Source organism: Sulfitobacter sp. DSM 110093, from assembly GCF_022788715.1.
Lineage (GTDB): Bacteria > Pseudomonadota > Alphaproteobacteria > Rhodobacterales > Rhodobacteraceae > Sulfitobacter.
The window spans coordinates 202,934-225,507 of sequence record NZ_CP085168.1 but is presented as its reverse complement, the minus strand read 5'-3'; the positions used below and the strand labels follow the sequence as shown (position 1 = coordinate 225,507).

Here is a 22,574-nt window from a genome sequence, read left to right as displayed (position 1 = left end):
TAGGAAAATCGGCGGTTCTCGCCAAACTCAAGAAGGCTATGTCGCGGACCGTATTTTGGCTTCGATCAATCTGATCCAAATAGATCGCGGGTAAAAATTTAATCCATGACGTCTTCAAGATCGCGCGTTCGGCGGTTTGCGAGTATGATGTCGCAGTCTTTTTTAGATTTAGAAAGATCACGCTCCACCTGTGATCCGACAAAATCCTCATCCTGCATTTCAGGCTCATAGACGATTACCTCAATGCTCTTGGCTTTGATCCGCTTCATCACGCCTTGGATTGAACTTTGCCGAAAATTGCCTGAGCCGGACTTCATGACCAAACGGCAAACGCCAACACGGCGTGGTTTTTGAGCGAGTATCTGTTCGGCAATAAAATCCTTGCGCGTGCGGTTAGCGTCAACGATGGTGCGGAGCTATTTTGCGGTACCTCAGAGCAGTTCGCCAAGAGTTGTTTGCTGTCTTTAGGCAAGCAATAGCCACCATAACCAAAGGAAGGGTTGTGATGCGTGGGGCGGGCAGATTTTTCAGTCCTCAACGATGAGAGTGGGATACTAAGGAATTAAACGCGAGACAATCATCGCTGCAGCTTCTTCCGCGGTGATTTCTGTCGTGTCGATGCGAAGCTCCGGGGCTTCTGGATGCTCATAAGGTGAGTCGATGCCTGTGAAGTTCTTCAATTCTCCCGCCCGCGCCTTGGCATAAAGCCCTTTGACATCACGTTGCTCGGCCACTTCAAGTGGTGTGTCGACGAAAACTTCAATGAACTCACCGGGTTGCATAATGCTGCGCACCATGTCGCGTTCCGACCGGAACGGTGAGATGAACGCCGTGATCACAATCAGTCCGGCATCGGTCATCAGTTTCGCAACTTCGCCAATACGGCGGATGTTCTCAACGCGGTCGGCTTCGGTAAAGCCAAGGTCCTTATTCAAGCCATGACGCACATTGTCGCCGTCCAGCAAGAAGGTGTGGCGGTTCATGCGCGCCAACTGCTTTTCAACCATATTGGCAATTGTGGACTTTCCCGAACCAGAAAGCCCTGTCAGCCAAAGCACGGCAGGTTTTTGGTGCTTCATTGAAGCATGGTGTTCACGCCCGATGTCGGTCGCCTGCCAGTGGATATTCTGGGCGCGACGCAGGGCAAAGTGGATCATACCAGCCGCAACCGTCTGGTGGGTGATCTTGTCGATCAAGATAAAGCCACCCAGATCGCGGTTTTCGGCATAGCTGGAAAATGGAATTTCACGGTCGGTTGTGATGTTGGTCACACCAATTGCGTTCAGGTCCAACGACTTGGCCGCAAGGTGTTCTTGGGTGTTGACGTTGATCTCGTATTTCGGGGCCTGCGCTGTGGCCGATACGGTTTGGGTTCCTATCTTCAACCAATAGGCGCGTCCGGCGACCAGTTCGGCCTCGTCCATCCATACCAGTTTGGCTTCGAACTGGTCAGCCACCTCAAGTGGCGACTGTGCGGCGACAATGACCTGACCGCGAGAACAATCGATCTCATCGGCCAGGGTCAGCGTAACGGATTCGCCCGCGACAGCCTCTTCGCGATCGCCTTCCAGACTGACGATGCGCGCGATGGTCGATGTCTTGCCCGACGGCAACACGCGCACTGGATCGCCCGGTTTCACGGTGCCGCCTGCAATCAAACCGGCAAAGCCGCGGAAATCCAGATTGGGCCGGTTGACCCATTGAACGGGCATACGGAACGGCCCGTGCTGGTCGCGGTCGTCCTTGACCTCGACCGTTTCAAGATAGGGCAGTAGGGGGCTGCCAGTAAACCAGCCAGTATTTTCGCTTTGGCTGGTGATGTTGTCGCCCTTGAACCCGGAGATAGGTATTGCGGTGAAGGCCTCAATTCCGATGCTGTCAGCGAAGGCGCGGTATTCGGAAACGATGCGGTTAAAGGTGGCCTCGTCGTAATCCACGAGGTCCATTTTGTTGACGGCCAGCACGATATTGCGGATGCCCAGCAGGTGTACCAGGTGGCTATGTCGGCGGGTCTGGGTCAGGATACCCTTGCGCGCGTCGATTAGGATAACCGCCAGGTCGGCGGTCGAGGCACCGGTGACCATGTTGCGGGTATACTGCTCGTGGCCGGGGGTGTCGGCGACGATGAACTTGCGCTTTTCGGTTGCGAAAAAGCGATAGGCGACGTCGATGGTGATGCCTTGCTCGCGTTCGGCAGCGAGGCCGTCGACCAGCAGCGCAAAGTCGATATCTTGCCCTTGGGTGCCAACACGTTCGCTGTCGGCCTTAAGCGCTGCAAGCTGATCTTCGAAGATCATTTTGCTATCATACAGCAGCCGCCCGATCAGCGTGGATTTGCCATCGTCAACAGAGCCGCAGGTGATAAAGCGCAGCATCGTCTTGTGTTGGTGCATCTGCAGATAGGCATCAATGTTCTCGGAAACGAGGGAGTCTGGTTTATAAAAGGTGTCTGTGGTGGTCATTGGATGGATACCTGAATGCTTGAACTGGGTTGGGGAATGCGAAGCGGTTAGAAGTAGCCTTCCTGCTTCTTCTTCTCCATCGAAGCGGTCTGGTCGTGGTCGATGGCGCGCCCCTGACGTTCCGAGGTGGTGGTCAGTAGCATTTCTTGGATAACTTCAGGCAAGGTTGTCGCGGTGCTTTCGATCGCACCCGTCAGTGGATAGCAGCCCAAGGTGCGGAACCGGATTGATCGCATCTGCGGTGTTTCGCCATCCCTGAGTGGGAAGCGGTCGTCATCCACCATCAGGATCATTCCATCACGCTCTACAGTTGGGCGGGAGGCTGACATATACAGCGGAACAATTTCGATATTTTCAAGGTGGATATACTGCCAAATGTCCAATTCCGTCCAATTCGAGATTGGGAAGACACGCACACTTTCGCCCTTAGCCTTCTGAGCGTTGTATAAGCGCCAAAGCTCTGGGCGCTGATTTTTCGGGTCCCAGCGGTGGTTGGCCGAGCGGAAAGAGAATACTCGCTCCTTGGCGCGTGATTTTTCCTCGTCGCGACGGGCCCCGCCAAAGGCTACGTCAAAGCCGTGCTTGTCGAGCGCCTGTTTCAGACCTTCGGTCTTCCACATATCTGTATGTAGGGAGCCATGATCAAACGGGTTAATGCACTTTTCCAGTGCTTCGGGGTTCTGATGGACCAGCAGTTTCATGCCCGCATCTTGCGCCGCCTTGTTGCGCAACGCGTACATATCGCGGAACTTCCACGTTGTGTCGACGTGCAGCAACGGAAACGGAGGGGATGCCGGATAGAATGCTTTTTTGGCCAGATGCAGCATGACGGCGCTGTCCTTGCCGACGCTGTACAGCATGACGGGGTTTTCTGACTCGGCGGCAACCTCGCGCAGGATGTGAATGCTTTCCGCCTCTAGGCGCTGCAAATGGGTCAATGTCTTGGTCGTCATAAGCGCCTCTTTCAGAACTTCGTTGCCAGTGACCTAGTCTTGCTTCCCACTCAAAACCTCCCCCATATGGGGGGCAAAGTGACAAGGTGAGGCCCCATGCCCAGCGAATCCGAGATTTTGACAGCGCTTTTCGCGGCTGCCATGGGTGACAGCGAAGGTAATTCGTCGACATTCTGGCTGGATTTCCTTGATCTGTTGGCACAGAGCAGCCACGCCGAGAGCGCGATGCTGCAAATCCAATGGCGGAGTGGGTCGCCTGTGCTCTGGCAGGTGGGTGCCAACTGGAGTGCGCCGGACCTAGCAACGATAGTGCGTATGCGGGCCGGACGGGTTTATTCCACGACCGATCTGCCTGCTGCAGCGATATCCGGTTCTGATGCGCCCGGCCGCGCCGTGCGGGCGCTGAAGGTGATAATCGGGCAGGAGGGAGTGGCACTGTTAATGCTGCAACGCGAGGGGGCGGATTTTCGAGCGACGGACGCGTCGCGATTATCTTCTTTGGTTCCTTACATTGGCCCCGCCCTGAAAGGGTGGAAGGAACTTGAGCAAAGCCGCAGCATCGCAGCGTTGGACCGTCATATATGTCGCGCTCTAGGCGCGGGTTGGATCATTTTCTCGCAATCTGGAAAGGTGCAGCAGATGGCTCCTGGGATGGCCGATCGGCTAGCGACGGCGGCAGGTGTGTACTTGCGCGCTGACAGAAGGTTGTTCGCACCCGATGACAACGCTGCAGAAGCGCTGCGTCGGGGCATAGCGGCAGCCACACTGCACGAAGGAGAGGCGCAATTCGTCGAACTGTCACGCAGACCTGTGGTGCAAATGGTCATCCGTGCAGAATCTTTGGCAGGTGAGCCGGTGCTTGTGGGACGCCTGCGCCAAAGTTTAGCCACGCGCGACATTCCTGAGGCCCAACTTGCCAGTCGCTTTGGCCTCAGCCGCAGTGAGGCGCGTTTGGCGGCCCATCTTTGTGACGGGTTCAGCTTGCGTGACGCCGGGCAAGCTCTTGGCTGGACGCTAGAGACGACCCGGAGCTGCTCCAAGCAGATCTATGCCAAAACTGGAGCCAACGGACAAACGGCCGTTTTGCGTCGGATACTTCTTGATATCGTTTGGGTTGCCCAAATGGATTGATCTCGGCATGCTCGGCTTTCAATGCTGGCGTGACCGAGCAGCAACTGAGCCGCGTGAAGATTGCTGGTCTGCAGGTAGATGGCTTGGTGCAACCTCAGCAAATGTCACGCTGTCGCCTCGCATTCACTTGTTGTTGGGTGCGGTCACACAAGTCGGATTTTTTTGTTCTCAGCCTTTCGCACTCGGCCCGCGGATATGAACATTCTCTACCGAATGATGTCACCTTCCCAAAGATATTTAGCTGTCTACGTCGAACAGAGAGGACGGAGGGGTGTTGTGCAATGCAGTTAACATTCCTGAAAGACGTGCCCCGGTGCGAGTGTAGGACCGCGCTGCACACCATTCGGCGCCCCGTTTTTGCACATCTTCAATAGCACTGTTCGGAATGCCGTTAGGCCCTGAACGCAAGCCCTTTAACCAGCTTTCGATTCCCATTGCCATATCGGTAACTGAACGGCCCGGCAGGGTCAGAGTGATGTCTGCAACGTCGGAAAAAATCTCCAAGGGCGTAACCGCCACCGGACGCCCGCTTGCCAGTCCGTAGCGCACAGCGCCTGAGGCCGACTCCGCGCTGGATTGATAGGGAAATACGATGAGATCACAATCTTGAAGGGCTGCCATAGCCACTGCGTCGCTCGTAAACTCAGTATTGATTTGAACCGCGTCTTCTATCTGGTGATAGGCTACACGGTCCTGTGCGAGATCAATTTCGGCCCGTGAAACGGGTTGGGGGTATTCGGCATTGATCATACGTAGTGCTACATTATGGCCCCGCCTGCGCAATACGGCAATGGTATCAATGAGATCAACCAAGCCTTTCCCTGGGAGGAAGAAGCCATAGGTGCCCAGTACAATCGGTCCTTTACGCGCAGGCAAAGCTGCTGCTTTCGCGGGTACCAAAATGCCATGAGGCACCAAGGTCACATTTTCTGCAACACCCATCTCTCGCAGTCGGGACATATCCGCCGATGTATGTACTAACAGGCGGTCGCACCCCCGAAGCGCTGAAGTGATTTGCCGCAATTGGCGATCTGCAGGCGCGCGCGCATCATTGCTGCCATGAAGCATGACCACCACTCGGCGGCCCGCGGCGCGCTGTGCATCCAAAAAGGCGCCCAGCTGAGACATGTCGAAAAACGCGTAGTTGAACTGCACCACGAGAACATCAAGGTTCGCCGCATTGATCTGAGCTGTAAGACGGTCGAGACCACCTTGCCCTTCACTCCAGCATCGGACCACTGGGTGCGGCAGGCTCTCATCAGGCTGGGCAGTGTTGTCACTATCAGAAGCCAAGACAAGAATATCATCATTAGGCATGTGATCGAGCAGGTGCTCTGAATATGTCGCAATCCCGCAGCGGGTGTTGAATGTACTGATCCAACCAATGCGGGGCGGCGTTATTGGTTTAGCGGCAGCATGTTTGACAGCCGCAATACTGCGTTGTGCAACAGCATCCCAAGTAAACCGTCCAAGCAACCAGTCGCGCGCCTCTTGCTGCTGCGCAGAGGTGGGTAAATCGGCGTCCGCAGCTTCGTTTAGCGCGTTGATTAAATCCGGCAGTTTTGGCTCTGCCCAAAGACTGTCGCCGGCTCCCAGATGACTATCTGCTTGCACCAAATCATAGTCGATGAAGCGGAGGAGCGGGCAGCCCTCAAAGACTGTCTGGCCACTCCACCCGGTGGTGATTACCCTGCACCCTGCCATCAAGCCCTCTGCGACAGGAAGGCCAAAGCCCTCTGCACGGCTCGGCAATACGGCGACATGAGCGGCGGTCATAAGAGCAGACATCTCTATGGCAGACATATCCTCTGAGATCAGATGGACCTGTGATAACCCCGGTTTGGAGGCAATCTGTGCCGCAATGTCGTTGTGTGGATTATCAAAGGTTTTAATGATCAGAGCTACATCTTCGCGATCTCCAAAGGCCTGTGACCAAGCTTTGAGCAGAACATCAGCACCTTTGCGTGGAAAGCAAGAAGAGACATGGATGAACACCCGTTTGGCGTTCTTAATCCGAGGCGGCAAAATGGGAGCCCGCTCAGGAGCTACATTGAGCGGCAAGTGGTCTACGCCATTTCCGACCACATAAGCTGGCACACGCACACCGTTATCGATCATTACCCTTTGCACATGCGCAGAGGTTACAGTCATGAGCCGTAAGTGTGCGTTAAAGTGATCAACGTAATCTACGGGAAGTCCAGTTTCTTCCCATGCGTAGCAATGAAGTCCGCCGACAATCGGTTTTTTACTCGAGCCTTTAGGCAAGTCCTCGACACGAGGAGGGTACATATTGCGGGTGATGACGGTTGCACCATCGCTGGAGCGTCTAAACATAGCGGCAAGATCGGGCTCAGCTTTGAGAAACTCTACACTCGGATCAAAGGCCCCCGGTCCTTCAGCCGAGATTAAGGACACGTCTTGTCCGGCCCGATCTAATGCGCGGGCCAACTCTCGATTAACCAAAGCCAAAGAATAAGAGCTGTCAAAAGGCCCTTCCAACTGCCAACTGAGGGGGCCTTGAGGAAGGGTCATGGAAGACATCAATGGCGCGGAGGTCGGGCGGCGGCTCTTCAGTCGCGCCGGGCGCAGCCTTTTGGGTCCCTTTAGCCAAGCGGCAAAATTGCGCAACTTACGCGATCTTTGCATAAACTTGGTTTTTTTGAGACGGTGCAGAAGGACTATATCTGCTTGCATCGCGCTTGTCTGATTGCGCAGCTGGTGCAACTGATCATCCAATATTCTGATCTGTTCGGCCTGCTGTTTCTGTCTGTCATCATACGTTTGGGCAAGGTCTTCACTCGAGGCACCAATGTTCAAGGAGAGCGGCTGAGCGAGGGCTTGTGTTGCCGCCTCGTTCCCCGGCTTTTGACCTATAACAGCGTAATCGGGAGCGGCCCCATAGAGCACGTCTTTCAAACCTGGGGGCTCAGCCCCCTGTGGCCCATTCAGTCTGAAGCGACTTACCGGTGCAAGCCCATGGTACCCAAAGAGGAATTTTAACACTTCCGGCGGGATTGGGCTTTGATGTGTCGCATCATTGTGGAACGTTAGAGTCGCCACGCCAATCGCTTCTGGATTGGGGGTTTCAATGATCAAAATGCCGCCGGGTGCAAGTGCCCGAACCGACCCTTCCAAAAGAGTAAGCAACATATCCTGAGGGATATGCTCGGCAAGATGGAACGCCGAGATGACGGCTTGGCTATTGTCGGGTAATGTGGACAATGTCTCGAGCGCGTCGGCGCAGATTACTTCTAGACCGAGATCGCGGGCCTCCAGCAACATCCCTTGGTCCAGATCAACACCGCATGCGTCAAACCCCCAGCTTCCTAAAGCTTCCAGCCACTCGCCCCGCCCGCAGCCCATATCAAAGGCCGCTTGCGGCATCTCTGAGAGTTCCCGTAACGGCTGCACAAAGGGCGCATAAAAGCCTAAGCGGGCGATAATTTCTTCACGTGGTCCTCGGAAGGCCGCTTCAAAATCACGATAGAAAAGGTCCCGGTCCATATTTGCCCTCAACTCTGGCTTTATTTTACCCTATCCAGCCGCAGGAGGGCCTTAGGCACTGCTTGCTAAGAGGCAGGCAGTCTGCCAATAGAGCCACCATTCTATCCTAGCCATGGCATTTGCACATATGACAAAAATAGTTGTCGATGTAACTGAGCTGCGTAACTATATTTCTAAACACGCGCAACTGAGCGGCATCCAGCGGGTTATGGTAATGCTGATTGAAGCGTTGGCAGCTCATTACCCTCCCGATGACCTCTGGCTTGGATATTGCGGGAATGATGCGAGCGACTACCGCGTTCTACCTTATCGCGTGTTGGCTCCAGAGGGAGCCGCCGATCTGCAAAAGCTCGCCCATGTGCTTGACGTTGCCCCGACAAATACGCAACGCCCTTCGCTTGAAGGCTACGCGCAAAAACCTGCTAAACGCCTTATCCATACGCTCTTGCGCGACCTTAATGCCAAAGCAGGAAATGCAGATCATTTCCGCAAACGGAACCTGACGATAGAAGAATGGCAAGCGTCAAGCCCGCGGCGGGCCTCCCACACGCCAGCCTTCGAAACCCAAGCTGCTTCAAAGGTATGCGCTCCGGGTGACTGGGTGATCCTCTTGGATGCCGGCTGGCTTGATCCAAGCTGGAATGTTGCGGAAAATTGGCGCGACGACTTGCGTGAAAAAGGCGTTAAAATCGCCTTAATGGTGCACGACCTGATCCAGATGCAGAACCCCGAGTACATCTCGGGGACGGACCCGATGCGGTTTTATAAATGGCTCCTGAGCACCTTGAAGAACACCGATCTATATCTGGCCAACTCTCAGGCGACCGCAAAAGATTTTCGCGCATTTCTAACAAGCCACGAAGCAGAGCGGGAAGTTGCTGTTCTGCCGTTGGCACAAGAGGCCCTGCCCCGGCCGTCCACTTCTGCGGCAGGGACCGACACGCTTATACCCGCCCCCTATGATGTCTTGGCGACCAGCTGGAATCTGGATGAAAACATTCGCGCCTTGCTTAAATGGCCGTTTGTTCTTTGCGTTGGTACAATGGAAGCACGCAAAAACCTTTGGGCCTTAGCGCAGGTCTGGGATCAGTTGCGCGATGATCCAGGTGTCCGCCTGCCTAAGTTGGTGTTCGCAGGCCGCAGGGGGTGGCTAAACGCTGATTTCGATGCGCTGATGCAAGCCACCGGGCGTTTGGGGGGCTGGGTAGAGATCTGCGAGAGTCCCACAGATCTGGAACTGGATTTCCTCTATCGCCACTGCTTGTTCACTGCCACACCCAGTTTCTACGAGGGCTGGGGTTTGCCGATCGGTGAAGGGCTCAGCTACGGCAAAACCGGGGTCGTCTCCCAAACATCATCAATGCCAGAGGTTGGTGGCGACATGGTGGAATATTGCGATCCACATGATCTCTTTTCCATCAAAACGGCCTGCCTCAGACTTATTGCCGATCCGGATCACCGCGCCTCTTTGGAGGCCAAAATTGCTAAGGCATCCATGCGGAGCTGGGATGATGTGGGGCGCGATCTTCTAAAGCTGATTGCTTAACGCAACGATGGCCTCAGTCGAGAGGCCTAGGCGCTTTGCTTCATTGCAAGCGATCTCTAGGAGAAGCCCCGCCCCTGCGGCGGTCAGCGGTCTGGCGGGCAGTTGAGGGATACACTTTATCCTCACTCTCTTATAGAGAGCCCGTACTTGTCAGAAAACGCAACTTTCATGCCCATGATCAGGTTATCCAAAATGTTCCGGAAGAATGGCCGACGCCCCTTATTTACCGATCAGGATAAGAAGAATATTTCGTGGTTCTGGCATGGCTACTTCAAGCAGAAGACGCCCTGGCTTGGCCTCGTAATGGGGATGATCCTGATACAAGGGGTGGCCTATCAGCAATTCATTCGACTGACCGAGGATGGCTTGCGCGTTATCTTTGACAATGGCTCGATTGGAGGCTTGGTCGGTGTCTGCGCCATGGTTATGGGTATCTTTTCGGTAAGAGCGCTGATGTCATACACCGTGCCCCGCTTATCGACTTGGTTGGCAAGTGATGCGGTCTACAAAGTGCGCCGTGATCTAATTGACCACATGATGACCCTCGATTTGGCATATTTTGAGCGCACTAAATCCGGTGAGATCATCTTGCGCTTGGTCAATCAGGCCCAGGACCTTAGTGGCTTTATCGGACAAACCACAGTCAATGCAGCGCGCGATGCCGTCACGGTGGTTATTGTCTCGGGTTATCTGACTTGGAAAAACCCTCTGCTGTTTCTCCTAGTCATCCTTGTCATGCCCACAGTGACCATTCTTGTGCGCCACATTTCACACGGCGTCAAAGAAGTGCAGGCAAGCGCTGAGAATGCCATGGGCGACTACATGTCTGGCATTGAAGAGATGAGCAATGGCATGCGCACGGTTAAGATTTCCAACCAAGAGCCCGTGGAACGGATGCGCCTTAACAAGGCCACGACGGAAATCCGACGCCTAACAATTCGCCTGCAGGCAGTACAAGCTCTGATGAGCCCCTCGGTCGATATTCTAGCGGCCATCATTTACGTTTTGATCATTGGTGTGGGTGGCTACATGGCGCTCAACCCTGGCTTTGATATGGATGGTGCATCCATTATCGCCTTCATGGTCGGCATGGCGCTGATATTCGATCCCGCGCGCCGCATGACCAGTTTCTTTGTGAGCCTGCAGGCAAGCTTGATCATCTTGGACAGCCTGCAAGCGCTTTATCGCGAGCGGCCAACGATCACCAATGCGCCTGATGCGAAAGAAACCTTCGATCCCCGTGCCGACATCGTTTTGGAAGATGTCTCTTTCTCTTACAAAGAAGACCAACCTCTCTTCGAAGGGGTGAACATGACCTTTGAAGGTGGCAAGATCACTGCAATCGTTGGGGCCACAGGATCGGGGAAAACGACTGTACTGAGCCTGATTGCACGTCTTTATGACGTCAGCAAAGGTGCGGTTAAGATCGGAGAGGATTGCGTCGATCAACTGCGCATTGATAAGCTGCGGCAGTCGTTCTCTGTGGTGGCTCAAGACATCGTTATTTTCAACAACTCGATCTACGAAAATATTCGCTATGTGCGACCAGAAGCAACCGAAGAAGAGATTTGGCGCGCCGCTGAACTGGTGGGTATCGACACATTGATGCGAAGCCGAGGGGATGCCCCCTTGGGGCCGAAAGGCTCACAGCTATCAGGGGGGCAAAAACAACGTATTGCTCTCGCGCGCGCCTTCCTGCGCTCCGCGCCCATTTTGCTGCTCGATGAAGCCACCTCGGCCCTTGATCAGCGCACAGAAGAAAAAGTCCGCGGCGCTATCGATACATTGGCAGTGGATAAGACCACCATCATCGTCGCGCATAGGCTGTCCACCGTTACTCATGCCGATGTGATCTATGTGCTGGATGAAGGGACCGTCGTAGAAAAGGGCTCTCATAGCGAACTGATGGCGCTTGATGGGCTCTACGCCGCTATGTTTACCGCTCAGCGCAATAGCTATGGTTGACGTCGTTTTCTTGGGTAAAGGCATTTAGCTATAGCGCGCAAAACCCTCCAGAAGCTCCGAGCCCGAAAACCATATGCGAGAGTTAGCAGCTAAATCACAAAGGCGAACAACGGTGGCCCCGACTTACTTCTTCGACGTATCTGACATCCTAAGTTATGTACGCACGGAATCTTCAATTTCGGGGATCCAACGGGTGTCCCTCGCTTTGATTAAGCGCATCGCGGAGCAAGCTGGCCCCGAGAACATCATGATCTCATTTTGGACGCCTGATAACCATTACATCGCACTGCCAGCTTCCCACCTTACAGATATGCCCGATTTTGATACTGATCGGCTTAGTCATATGTTCTTTGGGTCTAAAGCGCGCCTTATGGAGCAAACAGCCCCGACGCTTGGGCGGTATCGCTTGAGACCATTAAAGTACTGGGTTTACTCACTTGTTCGACATTTCAAAGCCGCGATTGGCGACGAAGCACATTTCTCTAAAAAGGGAAGCTCCATTGCGGAATGGAAGAGCTATCATGCAGGCAGACGCAATCATACGGTAACTCCGCTCCCACCACAGCCGAAGGGGCAACTGGTGGACGATTTGGCACGGCCTGGCGACCAAGTTGTTGTCTTGGGTGCTGTGTTCGGCTTAAGCAAGCTGGCAAAAGAGCTAGAGCGCCTGAAGAATGATAAGCAGGTTGATGTCACCATCTTTGTACACGATCTCATCCCTATTCTCGCTCAGGAATACATGCATGGGGGCTTCTCCCACAAATTTGACAGCTGGCTGAAAAGTTCCACCAATTATTGCACAAACTACGTGGCCAACTCTTGCCATACCCGCGGCGACCTCCAAAGTTATCTCGAAGAGCAAGGCACACCGAAGCCGGTGAAAGTGGTGCCGTTGGCTCAGCAGTTCCATCGACCCGAGAAGGCCGAAGGAGGTGCCCTCAGCGATCAGGCCCGCCAAATACTCGATCACCCATTTGTATTGGTTGTTGGCACCTTAGAGGACCGTAAAAACCTACTGCGGCTGGCCATAGCTTGGCAACATCTGTGCGCAGATGAAACCATCACCACACCAAGGCTGATCTTTGCAGGAAAACAGAACTGGCAGAGCCCAGACTTCACCGACTTCATAAGGCGAACGAAAAGCCTTGATGGCATGATCGAGATTGTTAACCGGCCATCTGATATAGAACTCGCAGCCCTTTATAATGGCTGCCTTTTCACCGCTATGGTCAGCCTCTATGAGGGGTGGGGACTCCCTATCGGGGAGAGCCTCTCTATGGGAAAAACTGCGGTCGTGGCAAAGTCTACCTCGATGCCAGAAGTGGGCGGAGACCTGGTAGAGTATTGCGACCCTCTGAATGTGGAGAGCATTGCGACAGCCTGTAAGGCACTGATTGTCGATGCGACACGTCGCAAAGCTCTCGAGCAGCATATCGCGCGGGCAAAGCTTCGGACATGGGATGATGTCGCTGAAGAATTCATGCAGGCACTCCGGTGACCTAACCTCGAAAGGATATGCCATGCCTTCAGCTGAACGAATGACCATCACGCTGCCATCCGACATGGCCGAGACGCTGCGCCAAACCGTGGCCGGTGGCGAGTATGCTTCAACCAGTGAGATTGTCCGTGAGGCGCTACGCGACTGGACCCGCAGCCGTGATGCCGAGCTGCGCGATCTTGAGGCTCTGCGGAGTGCCATCAAGGCCGGGCTGGACAGCGGGCTAGGTATTCCAGCCGGTCAGGTATTTGCCGAGCTGCGCGCGCGTTACACCGACAAGTCCTGATCGTGGCAAAGCTAGTTGTCTTGCCCGCCGCGCAGACAGGCCGCATCGACATTGGAACCTCTCACGCGCGCCGTAAAATCGCCCAAAACTGTGGTAAGTTTTCCTGAGTAAAAGCACAGAAAGAGGTTGGCAATGCGAATGCAGAAAATATCGGGATCAGCCTTTGCGGCATTTTTGCTTACTCTGCCGAGCTTTGGTTTCGCGCAGGCCATTTTGACGATCACAACTCCAGAGCAATCAGCATCCTTCACCTTGGAAGAGCTGCTAGAGATGCCTCAGACGACCGTGGTCACAAAAAACGACTACGTCGATCACCCCGCAGCGTTTCAAGGGCCGCTTCTCCGCGCCATTTTGGAAACCTTTGAAATCGACCGCCATGCTGATCTGAACATGATCGCACTTAACGATTTCAACTCGACTGTGCCAGCTGCAGATGCCTTTGACTACGATGTCATACTGGCGGTGCTACGCGATGGCGAAGGTATGACGGTGCGCAACAAGGGACCAATTTGGGTCATTTACCCAATGGACGAACACCCTGAACTTCGGGACGATGCTTACAATAATCGGTTAGTTTGGCAGCTTAAAGAAATCTCTGTCGAGTGAAGAAAAAAAACAGAATCATCCGAACGGCACTCCTCGTATTGTTCGTAGGGGCCGTATTCTTCGGGATAGGCGTGATCTTTAAGCTTAGCGAGCGGGTCGAGAATATCCAAACAGCAGAACAAAGCGATCCTCTATGGATCGGTTCGCAATTGCAGTTTGAGATGCTTCGGCTTGAGAAGGAACTCAGCGAAGTGGCGCTCGGTTCCAAACCTGCGGCCGACATCGCGTTGCGCTTTGACATCGCTTGGAGCCGGATCACCATCCTTCAAGAGGGCAAGCTGGCAGAGCTTATTACAGCCTTCAACATCGACCAAAGTGTCCTTTCCGCCCTGCAAGACAGATTTGAAGTTCTGGAGCCTCAGATCACAGAGTTTGCCACTCAAGATATGAGTGAGGTGAAGCGCAGACAAATGGTGGAGGACATTTTGAACGCACTCGATGGCTTCGACAGCTCCCTCAGGGATTTTCTGCTTTCGCTCGCACAGGCAAAAACCAGTTCACTAACAGAATTCAGAACGGGTCTGCTTTCCCTGTCGCAGGCCATTGCGTATCTTGGCGCAACGATCCTAGTGCTCTTCTTCATTTTCATAATGTTGCTTCTGATTGACCTCCGACTCGCCGGGAAAAGGGAAAGAGAGATGCGCGCTCTCGCGGAAGAAGCAACTTCCGCGTCGCGCCTAAAAATGAACTTCATGAGCGTTGTTAGCCATGAGCTACGCACCCCGCTTACGTCGCTGCTTGGTGGGCTGGCGCTATTGAAAGCCAAGGTTGGCGCCACACTGGAAGACAAAACCGCTCTTAAACTTTTAGATGTTGCCAGTCGCAATGGAGACCGACTTCTCACCCTTGTTAATGACATTTTAGATGCCCAAGCTCTGAGCGAAGGGAAAGTCTCAGTCAAACAAGAGCCCACCGACCTTACTGAAGTGGTCGAGGCTGCCGCGGAAAGTTGCCGAACCTATGCCGAGACCCTCGGGGTCAGCTACGAAGTGTCTACGGCACCAGGAAAAACCTTGGCTCTTACCGACAGTGCGCGTGTCTCTCAGGTCTTGAGCAACTTCCTCTCCAATGCCGCAAAATTTACATCTTCAGGGGATGTGGTCACCGTCCGCCTGCAGCGGATTGGGCACAAAGCCCGGATTGAAGTGGCTGACCATGGGATTGGCATACCTATAGAGAGACAGAATGATATCTTCAGCGCCTTCCACCAGATCAATCCCGGTACAACGGGCGCAAACAAGAGCAGTGGTCTTGGATTGAACATCACAAAGCAACTAATGGACCTGCTTGGTGGAAATGTCGGCTTCAGCTCTGTGGAGGGAGAGGGGTCAGTGTTTTGGATGGAGCTTGAGCTCTTATCCGAACCATGAAGTGGGTTTAATGGCTCGGCCAGTCTCGGCGCGATAGTATGGCGATCTCATCTCAGAAATCCACCTGCCCCGCTCTCCATCGTTTCGCCTTAGCCTTAGTCGATAGGATTGTTAGAAAAGCTCTATCTCTCGTGCGATAAGTGCCGCCTGCGTGCGGTTCGCAGCCCCAATTTTGCGATAGAGCGTCTTCATGTGCAGCTTAACCGTCGGCTCGGTAATATGAAGGTCTCGCCCGATTTCTTTATTAGTCTTACCTTCAGTCAGGCCTTTCAGCATCTGCAGTTCACGGGGCGAGAGTTTTTCGATCAACGGGTGAACGGGGGTATCTTCTAATGCGTTTATGAAGTCGAACGGGGCATATTGTTCGCCCATCGCCATGAACTTGACAGCATTAATCATGGATTTTGCAGGCAAGGTTTTGGGGATGTACCCTGCGGCCCCAGCTTCCAAAGCTTCTTCCACGATTTCTCGGGTCGCTTCACCAGAAAGCAGGGCTACTCGTTGCCCTCCCTCAAGCGATAGTGCATGCTTTAAGCCTTCCAAACCGTTCATGCCCGGCATATTCAAATCCAGCAAAATCAAATCATAGGGCAAGTCATTTACAATCATTTTGCAGGCGGATGGCAGGTCTGAGGCGACGGTTACCTCAATATCGCTCTGCGTTTGGAAGAACATTATAAGTGTGTCCATCAGCAAGTTGTGGTCATCCGCAATTAAAATACGCATTTGGCTCTCCTATGCTCAATCTCTAAACTGGTATTGCAGGGCATGCACGGTGAAATTCGGCTTTTGTTGTGCGTAGAAGGGGTCGGCAGGGCTGCCCCACTCGGATAGAAATCGGTACTATCGGTGCGCCCGAAATTCTCAGCCATGTTTGTCTTTGCGACTTGGCGCCCCAACGCACCGCGATTGAATTGAAGGGAGCGCATTTTCCTATAAACCGTTAAATTACATTACATTATAACGCAAAGTTAAAGTGGCTTTGAGCGCAAAGAGACTGAGTGCCTAGGATAAAATACACCTGGCGCGCTTAAGTAGCTTACCAAAGGCGGCCCGCAACTGTTAGGGATATATGGACTACTGGAAACCAGAGAGTTACGAATTATGAGTGAAGAGGAACGGATAGAGCTCTTGGAAAAAGCGCTGATAAAATACGTCGAGTTATACGGCCTTATCGACGAGGCACGCGAGTATTATATAAAAAATTGGGAGGCCAAAGCCGCGCCGCCTGAGCGAAAACACTAAGCAATACCGCAGAAGTTTTTAGAGGCTGGTATTAGAAAAAGTACTTAACGCCCAGCTCAAAGAAGTCATCCCCATCCAGAGACGTCAATGGATCTTCTGGGTCATCGGCATCGACAAAGGTCGAAGAGAGCTCCATGCGGGCGCTATCGGACAAACGGAACGACAGGTTTACGTTTAGGACGTTGCTATCTGTATGGACATCATAGAGCCCGCTCATAGCAATCGTTGTATCCCTGAAGTCATTAAAATCATACCGTATTGTAGCGAACAAATCGTTGTCTAAGAACGTCTGGGGTTGCCGGCTGGACCGCCCATCGTAGATATACTCGGCGGCCGCGCGTAGGTCGCCTCCTGTCCGAAATGCATCTCCAAAGCTGTATTCTGCGCCGACCACTCCGGAAAAGTAATCCTCCCGATCGGTGAATTTCTGCGCGCCTTCAAACTTCAGCTGCCAGTCACCAGTAGTATAAGCCAGCTCAAGCCCGACTTGGTGAATGTTTTGATAATAAGCAATTGAACCGACACTATCACCGGAAGCTAAAAAACCTTGCGTAGCAGGATTGGCCGCGTCAAAGACCTGCTGCGCCAAAGGGTCGTCACTCCCCTGCCCTAAATTTTCATATGCGCCGCGAATATCTGCATTGATCGCCGTGCAGGTTGCTTCAGAAACAGTGGAGGAGCGAAATGAGCAGCCAGGTAAATAGACTGGTTGCCGGTCCGTACCTGAGAAAAACGAAAGACCATAGTCCAATGACCCTTCCGCAAAACTGAACGTATGGGTGTGACGCAGGGCGATATCTAGGTCATCTTTGTCTTCAAACATGGTGCGATTATCGTCAGGAACCGCGTTAAAGCGCAGCCGCTCAGAGGCGGTCGCATAGTCCTGCTCTCGAAAGCCCGCGAGTGCGAAGAAGCTAAATGACCCATAGGTTTGCGTGTCAAAAGATAAGACGGCCATCGGTTGGCCTAACCGCTGCTCTTCGTCTGTCTCGAAAAACGAGCCGTACTGATTGATAATGTTGACCGGGTTTGCTGCTTCAGTCACGCCCCAGTGTACGACATCGCTGCCAATCAGGTACCGAAGCCTGCCCGCGCGCCCTTCGACATAGGCTTTAGTTACATCAAATGACTGGGTGCCAAGGCGCAGATCGTTACTGCCGTTCAGCTCGGTCACCCATCGCCCGAAAGAGAGATCTCCGGACGCAGCAAGCCGGAGGCTGGCAATTGTGTGAGTCCCCTGCGTACTTTGTTCGGGCAATTTTCCGTCATGCAGGAAGCTACGAGCGATCAGGCCCGCCTCCCCTTCAAACGTAATGTTTTGCGCAGTTGCAGAGCTAGCCAGCGCAACGCCAAGGCCGCAGATCCCAACTTTCCAGGGTTTAAGTATTCTGCGCATCGAAGTGCCCATCCAAGAATGCCCGGTCTCACACTTGATGAACGGTTCTATTCAATTTGAAAACAAATTGGAGGGTGCCTAGGTCGCAATTATTGAGCTTGTGTGTTTAGGAACACGCAAAAGCGATGCTTATTGGCTTGTTGGGGCCGACCTGAAGGGGGGCATGTTGTATATCCGCCCTTGGCACAAGAGGTATCTCCAGGCCTTATTTGGGCGCGTCACTGGGTGCTGACATGTATCCGGCCTCGTTTGCAGCCTCATACATGCCGCGGGCCAGATGTTGTTCGAAGACCGTGACCAGATCAAAACCGCGGGCTTGAAGGCACTCTGTTGCACACTGTTTCTCCCGACCTTCGCGCAGACATGCTCGAGGGCGGCTACGGTCACCCGCTGTAGTGGCCGGTTTGATGCCACCGCCAAGCGTCGGAAATCATCTGTTCCAGCGTTGAGCGCTTGGGCTGCCAACCCAGTTCCTCGACCGCGCGGAAAGAGCCTGACACCAGCTTGGTGCAATCGCCCGGGCGGCGCGCGCCAATGTGATGGGGGACCGTTTGATTGGTTACTGCACGACTGTGATCTAGGACCTCGCGCACCGAAAAACCGCTGCCGGTACCAAGATTGAACACCCGGCTGCCTTTGTCGGATTGGAGCCATTTCAGGCCCAAGACATGTGCGTCAACCAGATCGCAGACATGCACATAGTCACGAATGCAGGTGCCGTCGGGCGTGGCATAGTCATCACCATAGATCGTCAGCGCCGAACGTTTTCCGGCGATAGCATCGAGCATCAGTGGGATTAAATGTGTCTCTGGCTGGTGGAACTCGCCCACTTCGCTTTCTGGGTCGGCCCCGGCCACGTTGAAATAGCGGAAGATCACATGCTGCAGCTCATGCGCAGCTTCAAAATCACGTAGGATATCTTCAATCGCACGTTTCGATGCGCCATAGGCGTTGATCGGGTATTGGGCACTGTTTTCGTCTAAGATGACATTGTCTTGATCGCCATAGGTCGCACAAGTGGAGGAAAAAACAAACTGCTTACAGCCCGCCGCTACGGCTGCTTCAATCAACGTCAGTGATCCGCCGACGTTATTGCGCCAGTAGAGGCCGGGCTGGCTCATGCTCTCGCCCACTTGGCTAAGTGCTGCAAAATGCATCACCGCAATCGGCTGATGTTTGGCGAACACCTCATCCAGTCGCACTCGGTCCAGTAGATCACCTTGCTCAAACGGGCCGAATTTCACCGCGTCGCGCCACCCGGTTACGAGATTATCAAAAGTAACAGGTGTGAAGCCCGCAGCTTTCAATGCCTTACACGCATGCGAGCCAATATATCCGGCGCCGCCGGTTACGAGCACTTTATTCATATTAGCCTTCCACTGCGCTGCTGCGTCGCCGTATCTACTCGCGTGATGCTTTGCAAACAAACCTTTGAGCGCTGCCCGGGACATATCACCCAGGAGGCAGAAGCATTTAAAAAAGCCGTTTCACTGCGCGCGGGTCATAGCCTCCCGGGTCAGTTGATTGGGTTGAAGCCCTATATTGAACCGGTAGTTCTTCCAGTTCAACGTTGTACTCTTCCCAGTCAGGTGGTTGACCATCGTCATTTGTGACGGGCGCCAAAAACGGCCTTTGTATTTCTTATAATTTTTCATGGTGAGCGTTTTATTCAGCTGCCCTTGGCGATTGTAGTACTGAATCAGCTGATATCGCAGAGCATTTGTATCTATCCATACTGCTTGCTGAGAGTATCCTGATTTGTAGACGGGGGTCCGTTGCAAGAGATGGCAGGTGCCCGCGCCATTGGGGCAGGCTTCATCCCTTAGCCACACATGCCGGTAGCTGGATGCATCTTGCTCGACCATATCTTCATAGGAAAACTCACTGCCGACGAATGAGCCCGAACGTCCGCTCCCAGATATTTTCTTCACCCGGCTTGCGGCAGGGAGGTACAGCCATTGGCTGTCTTGTTTGGTGTCGAATGAGTGGGTAAGCAAAGCTGTTCCCCGGATATCACCCGGCCAATCAAACACCATCATGTAGCGTGTGGCACGACCGCCGTTTAGCTCTAAGTTCTTTGCTGCAAAGCGGCGTTTACTGGTGGCGCCCCCTGCCGTGCGCAAGGTCATATCCCCTTGCACAGCAAAGTCACCATAGCCGTTTCCGGCAGCTTCTGCACGCTGTGCAATCTGTTGTCCTTTTTGCGCGTCTTGTGCAAATCCCGAAGCAGCGCTCGAGCAGATAATCACAAGCGGTATAAGCAATTTCTTGAATATCATAGCTTTGTCCTTTCGAGAACGGCAGGTAACAAGATTAGGTCTGTGAAGAGCGCCAGCACAATAACAATGGTCGTTAAGCCTCCAAGGTGCTGGTTGATCAAAAAACCGCTCTGGGTCATGATAAAGAACCCGCTACTGATTGCGACAGACGTGACCATGAGAGCCGTACCTACGGTCCGAAACGTCAGACGTAAGGCGGCTTCGCGGTCCAAACCACGGCGACGATGACGGTTGTAATGTATCATGATGTGCACCGTATCATCCACAACAATGCCAAAGGTCATGGTTGTCACCACAGTAGACCCCAGATTGACATCGCCGATCAGCCACCCCCACAGGCCGAAAGCGAGAATGGCAGGCACAACATTTGGCACAAGACTGATCAGCCCCAAGCGTAGATTTCGCAATGACAACGTCATCAAGGCCGAGACCAACACCAGTACTGTTAGCATACCATAGATCATTGCCTGATTGTTGCGCTGTGTGAGCTTGGAGAACGCGACCCCGACCCCTACGGCATCAGTCGCGATTTGGGGCTCATTCTCGCGCAACCAAGCCTCAGAACGCTGCGCAAATTGAGCAATATCTTGACCATCCGCCCCGCGTAGGACCACCGTCAGACGGGTTTTACTCCGGTCAATATTCATCATCTGGTTCATGTCTTGCCCAACGGGCAGCGACAATTCGTATAGCATCATAGCTTGGGCATTGCCCTGCTGTGTCGGAGCTAATTGATAGCTGTCTTGCGCCCCCCCATCCAAGGTTTGGTTAAGTCGTTTCAAGACGTCTGTTACCGTGCCTACAAAAAGGACTTTATCTTGCGTGCGCACCCAGTTTGTAAAATTGTCGACACGGCTCAAAAACTCTGGAGAGAAAACACTGTGACCTTCCGGCGCTTGAAAGGAAAAATGCACGCTCTCCATACCAGTTAGATGCTCCTCAATGGCATCATTATCCGTACGGAAGCTAAAACTCTCATCGAAGTATCGAAGCGCGCTATCGTTGAACCGGATCTGGGAGAGGCCGAGTAAAGCAAGCACCGTCGCGAGGCCAAATAGGCTCACCAATCCACGCTTGTGCAGGGCAAAAGACGCAAGCTTTTCCAATTGATGCCCAGGAATATGTACTGGTTTGAAACACAAAGCCGGGGCCCGCCGCAAAATCAACGGTAAGAACATTCCTGTGAGCAGCCAGCCAACAACAATGCCAAAGGCCACGATAGTTCCCATTTGGGCCAGGGGAGGCGATTCAGAGAAGTTCAAACATAAGAACCCGATGGCGGTCGTAATATTGGTGACTGACACTGCGGTGAGGTTTTCTTCCACCGCCTCATAAGTCGCTCGCAAGCGATCTTGATTTTGTGCCATGCGGCGCGCCCATCCCAAGACCACATGCACACAAGACGCCGTAATCAACACCATGACGGCCAATGGGCTGGTTGCCGTAGCAGGGATAAGCGCGATGCCCATCCAACCAGCAAAGCCTAAGGTCGCGAGCGTGCCGCCTAAGGTCACAAGGGTTGTTGCCAGCCATCCGCTGATCGTGCCTAATCCCAGCAACATCAAAAGCGTCACCACCGCAAAGGACAGGGGCACCAGTTGGCGCATATCCCGTTGCGCCGCCTCATTGATGGAGACACCCCCAATGACCCCGCCACTGACATGTATATTCAAGTCAGGGGCGCGTGCCTGCCAGTCGGCTTTTAGCGCGCGCGCACGTTCTGCCATGTCCAATCGGTCGATTGACGCATTCTCAGAGGGGACAAGGTCAATAAAGATGCCAAAAGCATTGCAATCAGGCGCGACCAAGCGATGCACCAACTCAGTCGACGTCAATGCGATGTCTTTGACTCGTTGCGCATCTTCCGGGCCCAAATCGGTATCTTCGGAGAGCAATGGCTCGATGATGATATCATCGCCATCTGCATAGCTGTGGTTAAAATTGGCTACAGAATCCACCCGCAACACATCAGGTAGCAACCAAGCTTCTTCGGTGAAGGCTCTCAGCCGCGTCAAACCTTGCGGTGTGCATATATCTTCCTCGCCCACGACGGCGAAAATCAGCGTGTCAGATTTTGAATAGGTATCCTCGAGTTGGAGAACAGCGTTTATATCTGGGTTGCTTGCACCAAAAAAATCACGGTTATCACTGGAAAAGCTTAAGCGTAGCAGGCCGAGGCTGGCGATCAGTAAGATCACAGCTCCCAGCATGAAAAACATCACATCATGGGTGACGATATAATGTGCGATCCGACGCGTGCTTAAGCGACCCTCATGCGCCTTGTGCTTAACACGCATGAGTGCCGGCCGTCTTCATAGCTGCAGAGGGCATTT

The 22,574-nt window shown here is 53.5% G+C and carries 15 protein-coding genes and 1 pseudogene; 7 read left to right on the top strand and 9 right to left on the bottom strand.

From position 1 onward, the window contains the following. Positions 1-98: 98 nt before the first annotated feature. The 3 genes and pseudogenes from DSM110093_RS17720 to cysD all read right to left on the bottom strand — a co-directional run. Positions 99-508, bottom strand: a pseudogene (locus DSM110093_RS17720) (UDP-glucose 6-dehydrogenase); the annotation flags it as partial. Between the two features lie 46 nt (positions 509-554). Further along, positions 555-2,462: a sulfate adenylyltransferase subunit CysN gene (gene cysN, locus DSM110093_RS17715; RefSeq protein ID WP_243267774.1), complete on the bottom strand. Its 1,908-nt coding sequence runs from the start codon at positions 2,460-2,462 to the stop codon at positions 555-557. A 47-nt stretch (positions 2,463-2,509) separates the two neighbouring features. Continuing rightward, positions 2,510-3,415: a sulfate adenylyltransferase subunit CysD gene (gene cysD, locus DSM110093_RS17710; protein ID WP_243263493.1), complete on the bottom strand. Its 906-nt coding sequence runs from the start codon at positions 3,413-3,415 to the stop codon at positions 2,510-2,512. Positions 3,416-3,511: 96 nt separating this feature from the next. On the opposite strand from cysD, the gene DSM110093_RS17705 reads away from it, so the two are divergent. After that, positions 3,512-4,546 (top strand): hypothetical protein, encoded by a 1,035-nt coding sequence (locus tag DSM110093_RS17705; protein WP_243267773.1) that lies wholly within the window; start codon positions 3,512-3,514, stop codon positions 4,544-4,546. Between the two features lie 237 nt (positions 4,547-4,783). Here DSM110093_RS17705 and DSM110093_RS17700 read toward each other — a convergent pair whose 3' ends face one another. Further along, positions 4,784-8,062, bottom strand: coding sequence for a glycosyltransferase (locus tag DSM110093_RS17700; protein WP_243267772.1), 3,279 nt, complete (start codon positions 8,060-8,062; stop codon positions 4,784-4,786). A gap of 100 nt (positions 8,063-8,162) precedes the next feature. Between DSM110093_RS17700 and DSM110093_RS17695 the strand changes: the two genes are divergently transcribed. The 6 genes from DSM110093_RS17695 to DSM110093_RS17670 all read left to right on the top strand — a co-directional run bounded on the left by DSM110093_RS17695 (position 8,163) and on the right by DSM110093_RS17670 (position 15,321). Further along, on the top strand, positions 8,163-9,596 hold the full coding sequence (locus DSM110093_RS17695; RefSeq protein WP_243267771.1) for a glycosyltransferase family 1 protein: 1,434 nt from the start codon (positions 8,163-8,165) through the stop codon (positions 9,594-9,596). 147 nt (positions 9,597-9,743) lie between these two features. Continuing rightward, positions 9,744-11,561 carry an ABC transporter ATP-binding protein gene (locus tag DSM110093_RS17690; RefSeq protein WP_243267770.1) on the top strand — a complete coding sequence of 606 codons (1,818 nt, stop codon included), beginning with the start codon at positions 9,744-9,746 and terminating at the stop codon, positions 11,559-11,561. Positions 11,562-11,673: 112 nt separating this feature from the next. Then, the gene (locus DSM110093_RS17685; protein ID WP_243267769.1) at positions 11,674-13,059 is read left to right on the top strand and encodes a glycosyltransferase family 1 protein; all 1,386 of its coding nucleotides are present in this window, start codon (positions 11,674-11,676) and stop codon (positions 13,057-13,059) included. 22 nt (positions 13,060-13,081) lie between these two features. Beyond that, on the top strand, positions 13,082-13,345 hold the full coding sequence (locus tag DSM110093_RS17680) for a type II toxin-antitoxin system ParD family antitoxin (RefSeq protein WP_243267768.1): 264 nt from the start codon (positions 13,082-13,084) through the stop codon (positions 13,343-13,345). 132 nt (positions 13,346-13,477) lie between these two features. Then, complete coding sequence (locus DSM110093_RS17675; RefSeq protein WP_243267767.1) at positions 13,478-13,951, top strand: hypothetical protein; 474 nt, start codon at positions 13,478-13,480, stop codon at positions 13,949-13,951. Further along, positions 13,948-15,321 (top strand): HAMP domain-containing sensor histidine kinase, encoded by a 1,374-nt coding sequence (locus DSM110093_RS17670; protein ID WP_243267766.1) that lies wholly within the window; start codon positions 13,948-13,950, stop codon positions 15,319-15,321. The genes DSM110093_RS17675 and DSM110093_RS17670 overlap by 4 nt, the downstream gene beginning before the upstream one ends. Before the next feature lie 111 nt (positions 15,322-15,432). Here DSM110093_RS17670 and DSM110093_RS17665 read toward each other — a convergent pair whose 3' ends face one another. From DSM110093_RS17665 to DSM110093_RS17645, 5 genes are all read right to left on the bottom strand, one after another. Continuing rightward, complete coding sequence (locus tag DSM110093_RS17665; protein WP_243267765.1) at positions 15,433-16,047, bottom strand: response regulator transcription factor; 615 nt, start codon at positions 16,045-16,047, stop codon at positions 15,433-15,435. 550 nt (positions 16,048-16,597) lie between these two features. Further along, entirely contained in the window at positions 16,598-17,962 is a 1,365-nt protein-coding gene (locus DSM110093_RS17660) for a hypothetical protein (protein ID WP_243267764.1), read from the bottom strand. A gap of 383 nt (positions 17,963-18,345) precedes the next feature. Further along, the gene (gene galE / locus DSM110093_RS17655; protein WP_243267763.1) at positions 18,346-19,329 is read right to left on the bottom strand and encodes a UDP-glucose 4-epimerase GalE; all 984 of its coding nucleotides are present in this window, start codon (positions 19,327-19,329) and stop codon (positions 18,346-18,348) included. A 120-nt stretch (positions 19,330-19,449) separates the two neighbouring features. Then, positions 19,450-20,241 carry an outer membrane lipoprotein-sorting protein gene (locus tag DSM110093_RS17650; RefSeq protein WP_243267762.1) on the bottom strand — a complete coding sequence of 264 codons (792 nt, stop codon included), beginning with the start codon at positions 20,239-20,241 and terminating at the stop codon, positions 19,450-19,452. Continuing rightward, on the bottom strand, positions 20,238-22,538 hold the full coding sequence (locus tag DSM110093_RS17645) for an MMPL family transporter (protein ID WP_243267761.1): 2,301 nt from the start codon (positions 22,536-22,538) through the stop codon (positions 20,238-20,240). The genes DSM110093_RS17650 and DSM110093_RS17645 overlap by 4 nt, the downstream gene beginning before the upstream one ends. Positions 22,539-22,574: the final 36 nt, after the last annotated feature.

Excerpts from the sequence above, each read along its gene's own strand:
- cysN (WP_243267774.1), bottom strand. The coding sequence starts at position 2,462 with ATGACCACCACAGACACCTTTTATAAACCAGACTCCCTCGTTTCCGAG.
- DSM110093_RS17665 (WP_243267765.1), bottom strand. The coding sequence starts at position 16,047 with ATGCGTATTTTAATTGCGGATGACCACAACTTGCTGATGGACACACTT.
- galE (WP_243267763.1), bottom strand. The coding sequence starts at position 19,329 with ATGAATAAAGTGCTCGTAACCGGCGGCGCCGGATATATTGGCTCGCAT.
- DSM110093_RS17660 (WP_243267764.1), bottom strand. The coding sequence starts at position 17,962 with ATGCGCAGAATACTTAAACCCTGGAAAGTTGGGATCTGCGGCCTTGGC.
- DSM110093_RS17645 (WP_243267761.1), bottom strand. The coding sequence starts at position 22,538 with ATGCGTGTTAAGCACAAGGCGCATGAGGGTCGCTTAAGCACGCGTCGG.
- DSM110093_RS17705 (WP_243267773.1), top strand. The coding sequence starts at position 3,512 with ATGCCCAGCGAATCCGAGATTTTGACAGCGCTTTTCGCGGCTGCCATG.
- DSM110093_RS17680 (WP_243267768.1), top strand. The coding sequence starts at position 13,082 with ATGCCTTCAGCTGAACGAATGACCATCACGCTGCCATCCGACATGGCC.
- cysD (WP_243263493.1), bottom strand. The coding sequence starts at position 3,415 with ATGACGACCAAGACATTGACCCATTTGCAGCGCCTAGAGGCGGAAAGC.
- DSM110093_RS17675 (WP_243267767.1), top strand. The coding sequence starts at position 13,478 with ATGCGAATGCAGAAAATATCGGGATCAGCCTTTGCGGCATTTTTGCTT.
- DSM110093_RS17650 (WP_243267762.1), bottom strand. The coding sequence starts at position 20,241 with ATGATATTCAAGAAATTGCTTATACCGCTTGTGATTATCTGCTCGAGC.
- DSM110093_RS17695 (WP_243267771.1), top strand. The coding sequence starts at position 8,163 with ATGGCATTTGCACATATGACAAAAATAGTTGTCGATGTAACTGAGCTG.